Consider the following 4,455-nt stretch of genomic DNA (forward strand, 5'->3'; position numbering starts at 1 on the left):
TAGTGCGCGCACTGCTCCGCTCCTTTTTTCCTGGATTAACGGGCGCAATTCATTACCTGTTTCTGAGCCCATCACCCCTCACCTACCCGAAAACCCCTCTCAGATGCTGGAAATAGCCTTTTTGAAAGGGCATTTTTTCTGTCCTTTTTTAAAACTACCCCAAATCTGAGCTTTACAGGGCTGCCCTATTTAGGGGTACCGCTTAATCCCATGCCGTTTTCAGCGCCCGAAAGACTAAGGGGTGAAAAGCGGCGAAAAAACGAGCCGCACGCCGAGATATATACAGCTAAAAGCCCCATGAATAAACCTTCTCCTACTCGCCCCAAAATGCCCACTATGACCGCACCCACTGGCCTCTGGAAAGTGCTCACCGTAATCGCCGAGCGCACCCCCCCGCACCAGCTCATCTGGCTGGCCGTGATAATCTGTGTTGCCGCGCTTGGCTTTGGTTTGCTCACGTATGCCGGCATCTGCCGAGCTGCAGAAAGCAAACCGGCGACCGCGCTGGCTGGTCTTCTAAAACAAGAGCCGGTCCCCAAAGCAGGGGAAGCACCATAGTACCTGGCCGGCCTGGCTAGCCTTCCCCGTTCCGGGGATAGGTTTTCAGGCATGCCACGCCGCACTGCTCAGTCTGTTTTGGTACATCTGGCCGGCACCGGGTATACTTTTTTGGGCTTTCCAAAAATGAGCCAGTGCGGCGTGGCATGCCTGAAAACCTAACAGCAGAACGAAAAATCCCCGCGCAGCAGAGGGCGAACCTTCAACGCTACGCGGGGCTCTCAGACGGTGCGTCTGTGGGCTATTCTATTCCTGGCCGGTTGCTCCTCAGCAGAGCCGGTTACGCTTCAAACAGCCCCCAAACTTAAGGTCTTTTTCCCTTTTGCTCTTTTTGTCGCTCGGTGTATTCAATCACTTGGTCGATGGTTAGTATTCCCTCGACGTATTGAGTTAGGAGCTGCTGTTCATACTCACTAGGGGCTATTGCGGTGCCTCTGGTCATAGCTAAGGCAAATTGAACTGCCCTCTCTCTTTGAGCTGCATTTTCCATACAGCAAAGTTCCTGGCCTCTTGAACGACTCACAAGCTCGACAAAAGCCCTTTTCCAGCCAATAAATACGTATTTTATTCTAAAAACTACTTAGTTGAAGATGGTGCTTTTACGCATCTACTGTCCCAATCCTTCTGTCCGTTTTTTGCGTCTGCTGGCTGCTTCGGCACTTATGGTAATATGGGCTGCTATGTATCGAGCCGCACGTTCTGGATTGCGTTTTATAACATAGATGAGCCCACTGCGCGAACGTATTTCTGCCACTTCTGGGAAGTGCCATCCACCTTGGCGTGAAAACTCGTCAAATGCTTCCTGTAGCTCAATGGCTCGCTCTTGGTCGCAATCAGGCCACTTATCGGTCAGAAGTACTAGCTCGTCGCCTAATGCTTCGTTTTCAGCTTGATTGTAGAGATTCATCTTCCCTTTTGTTCTGGTGAAAGTGTGAGTATTCATTCCCTACTGCCCCTACAACTGGGTAGTCTTGGCCATCTCGCGCAGTTGCTCTAAACTGGGATTGAATGGTAGAGCAAGCTGGCCGGGGTTTTTGTCCTGTATCTGCTTGCGAACATAGCTCTTGGCAAACGTCACCCGGCTGCCGTTGAATATCACCAGGGGGTTTACAAAGTAGATTAGGGGGTCCGTGCTGCGGGCTATCAGACCAGCTCCTATCAGCTCAGCTAAGCCGCTCGTAACAAGCCCCCTGCTCTTGTAGAGAGTGAATTTCATGCATTCCGACGCCGAGAAGTAGAACTCATCTCGACCTGCGCGGAGTTGGCGAAGAACATAGGTAAACACCCGGATGCCACGTGGGCTAAGCTCCCAAAAGTTGAGTAGACCGCTCAGGAAGACTTTTGCAAACTGTTCTTCGTCTACTTCTACTTCTCTAACAAACAGGCTTTCAGCTACTTTCTCGCCATTATTGTCGATTACCCAATACTTATTCTCCCCATTGCTGGTCTTCGGGGGCTTGATAGCTTGACGCTTTTTTGTGGTGCTAATCTCTAAAACGGCCTTCTCTGAAAACGGATTGTTCTCATTTTCAGGGTAGTCTGTCAATTTTCTGTACCAAGTCGTCATAGCTTTTTAAGTTTTTGCTAGGCAAACTTAATCAATGTGTTTAAAAAAACACCCCATTTTTAAAACCATTCACTTTAAACTTTAAAACACCTCGTTGCAGAAAGGGCAGTGAATTTTTAAAAATGATTAGCCGCTATCGCGGAAAAGTACAAACAGCATGTTTTAAGGTTTAAAACAGGTGTTTTAAATCTTAAAACAGACCCCCCTTGAATATCAGTTAGTTATGGCACTTGACTCTTAACTCTTACAAGACACCCCCCGCAATGCAATTGCGGGGGGGTGGCTTGGCCTTGCGTTTAGCGGTCAGTTCATGCTTATACCTCCGCCTCTGCTCTGCCCTTTGCTCTGCGTTTGGTCGCGCTGCCCGGTGCGCTGCACGGCCTGGTCGTAGGCTTCCTTCATCGACACCCCGCCCGGCTTTAACTCGGCCAGCTCGAACCGGCTGCCGGTGGCCGTGTGGCGCAATTCGCCCTGTTTGGTGGCTGCGTCCTCCCGGTAGGTGTACCCTGGGAGCTTTTTTAGTTGCTCGGTCAGGTCGCCGGCTTGGCGAATAGGGGCCTTTAGGGCCTGCTGAACATGTTTTTCGGCCTCGACCTGCATACTGGAGCGAATTTGCTGGCCATACTCCAGCACTTTCGCCGGCAACGTCTCGCCCTGGACTGCGAGCACGGCCGCTCGCTTGAATCCCCCCTCGAACAATTCTCGCCGCCCGATTTCCTTCGTTTTCGTGCCTTCCACGGTCGCCAACTGCCGAGCAAGGGTCTTTTCCCGGTCTTTGGCCCCGGCGCTATCCTGGGCGATGCTGGCTGCCTTGCTGGCCCGCTCGTTGGCCGCGGCGAGCTGCCGGGCCAGCTCCGCGTTCAGCCGCGCCTCCTGGTCGGCCCGCCACTTGCTTAGGTTGACCAGGTCCAGCCCGCTCGGCCCCTCGATGCTCAGGCGCGTGGCCGGCTCCGACTTGGTCAGTGTGGCCAGCTCGTCCCGGCTCCGCTCCTGGGCTCCGTAGACGTGGCGCATGACCTCGTGCTTGGCGCGGCTGTGCTCTACCCCGCGCTCCATCCCGAACGGCTTCATGGCCTCGGCGTACTCGGTTTGCAGAGCACGCAGGGTCTTGGGGTTGAACACGTCCTTGGCCGACAAGCGGCCGTCGGCCGTGATGGGCACAACGACTGCGTGAAAATGGGGGGTTAGCTCATCCTGGTGCAAGGTGCAGCTCACCACGTTTTGCTCCCCGAACTTGCCCTTCAAAAATGCAATATTGGCCTCGGCCCACTTGCTGCCGTGCCAGTCGTGCGCGCTCCCATCGTCCTGGCGCTTGAACGCCTCCGGGCTGGCCGTTAGCAACACTTCCACCCCGCGCACCGAATCATGCCGGACTTTGGCCCCGGCCTCCGCAATGCGCTCGGTGGCCAGCTCCCAATAATTGCGCTCGGCCGTGTTGATGTACTCCCGGTTGAGGGGCTTGCGCTCGGTGTCGGCGTTGGGCGTTTCGCGCTGCCGGTAGTTGTGGGCGGTCTTGGCCGCGCCCGCTTGGGGGGTCTTAATCTTGGCAACTCGGCAAATGGCGTAGGGCATGGGGCGGTGGGGAAAAGGGGCTGGATACTGCGTAGGGCTGGCTGCAAGCCCCACACCGGACGCAGTCCGGTATAGTGGGTTATACCGTTGTTTTCCTCGCGCGGTTTTGGGCTAGTTTTTTACGCTTATTACTTACGCTAACGGGTCTTTTTCAGGGTACATATTGGGCAAAACTTACGCTTATAACTTACGCTAATACCCTTATTTGCTGGCTTTGACGCGCTTCAGTCGGGTGGCCTGTGCTTTCATTTCCTGCTCTTCGTTGTACTGCACCTTCTCGATAATAGAGTTGTGAGCTACCCCTGCCCATCCCTGCACCAACGCCCGCAAACGACTGAACGCCTCGGCTGCCGGCAACCCCTCGACCTGCACCAGTGCTTCCGTGGCCGACCGTCCGACCGCTACCAGCTTGTCCGCTAAATACCGCTCGTCTCCGCTGGCCGGTTTCCCCCATACCTCTCCCCTCTTGATGAGCTGGTGCTGCACCACCCGGCACGAGGTCGAGCAGAATTTACCACCTCGACGCTTCGGTTCATAGTCCTTCCCACACTTTTGGCACTGTGCTGTCATAGGGTAAAAGTACAAAATAGCGAGAAAGGAAGGAAGAAATTTTGTCGTCCCTCATTGATGAGACAAACCGGGCAAACCAATAAGGGAGCTTTGCCTGGTCGGACTAAAAAGCCACAAATCCGGCATTGCTCATTTCCTAGCTGAAGGATTTTCGGCCCCCTACCCCTGGCCTGGTCATTTGTGCGGTG

General features: G+C 54.3%; 5 protein-coding genes. 1 reads left to right on the plus strand and 4 read right to left on the minus strand.

From position 1 onward, the window contains the following. The first annotated feature begins 336 nt into the window (after window positions 1-336). Complete coding sequence (locus ABD919_RS13970) at window positions 337-558, plus strand: hypothetical protein (RefSeq protein ID WP_345236634.1); 222 nt, start codon at window positions 337-339, stop codon at window positions 556-558. Window positions 559-1,165: 607 nt separating this feature from the next. On the opposite strand, the gene ABD919_RS13975 is transcribed toward ABD919_RS13970, so the two are convergent. The 4 genes from ABD919_RS13975 to ABD919_RS13990 form a co-directional block, all read right to left on the minus strand. Next, on the minus strand, window positions 1,166-1,501 hold the full coding sequence (locus ABD919_RS13975; protein ID WP_345236635.1) for a hypothetical protein: 336 nt from the start codon (window positions 1,499-1,501) through the stop codon (window positions 1,166-1,168). 12 nt (window positions 1,502-1,513) lie between these two features. Beyond that, window positions 1,514-2,125: a RepA protein gene (locus tag ABD919_RS13980; RefSeq protein ID WP_345236636.1), complete on the minus strand. Its 612-nt coding sequence runs from the start codon at window positions 2,123-2,125 to the stop codon at window positions 1,514-1,516. A 303-nt stretch (window positions 2,126-2,428) separates the two neighbouring features. Further along, window positions 2,429-3,697 carry a MobV family relaxase gene (gene mobV / locus ABD919_RS13985; RefSeq protein WP_345236637.1) on the minus strand — a complete coding sequence of 423 codons (1,269 nt, stop codon included), beginning with the start codon at window positions 3,695-3,697 and terminating at the stop codon, window positions 2,429-2,431. A gap of 201 nt (window positions 3,698-3,898) precedes the next feature. After that, window positions 3,899-4,267: a hypothetical protein gene (locus ABD919_RS13990; RefSeq protein ID WP_345236638.1), complete on the minus strand. Its 369-nt coding sequence runs from the start codon at window positions 4,265-4,267 to the stop codon at window positions 3,899-3,901. Between the last annotated feature and the right edge of the window lie 188 nt (window positions 4,268-4,455).

This window comes from Hymenobacter saemangeumensis (assembly GCF_039541835.1).
In the GTDB taxonomy this organism is placed as follows: domain Bacteria; phylum Bacteroidota; class Bacteroidia; order Cytophagales; family Hymenobacteraceae; genus Hymenobacter; species Hymenobacter saemangeumensis.

Coding starts and splice junctions, on each gene's coding strand:
- ABD919_RS13970 (WP_345236634.1), top strand. CDS start 337: ATGACCGCACCCACTGGCCTCTGGAAAGTGCTCACCGTAATCGCCGAG.
- ABD919_RS13975 (WP_345236635.1), bottom strand. CDS start 1,501: ATGAATACTCACACTTTCACCAGAACAAAAGGGAAGATGAATCTCTAC.
- ABD919_RS13980 (WP_345236636.1), bottom strand. CDS start 2,125: ATGACGACTTGGTACAGAAAATTGACAGACTACCCTGAAAATGAGAAC.
- mobV (WP_345236637.1), bottom strand. CDS start 3,697: ATGCCCTACGCCATTTGCCGAGTTGCCAAGATTAAGACCCCCCAAGCG.
- ABD919_RS13990 (WP_345236638.1), bottom strand. CDS start 4,267: ATGACAGCACAGTGCCAAAAGTGTGGGAAGGACTATGAACCGAAGCGT.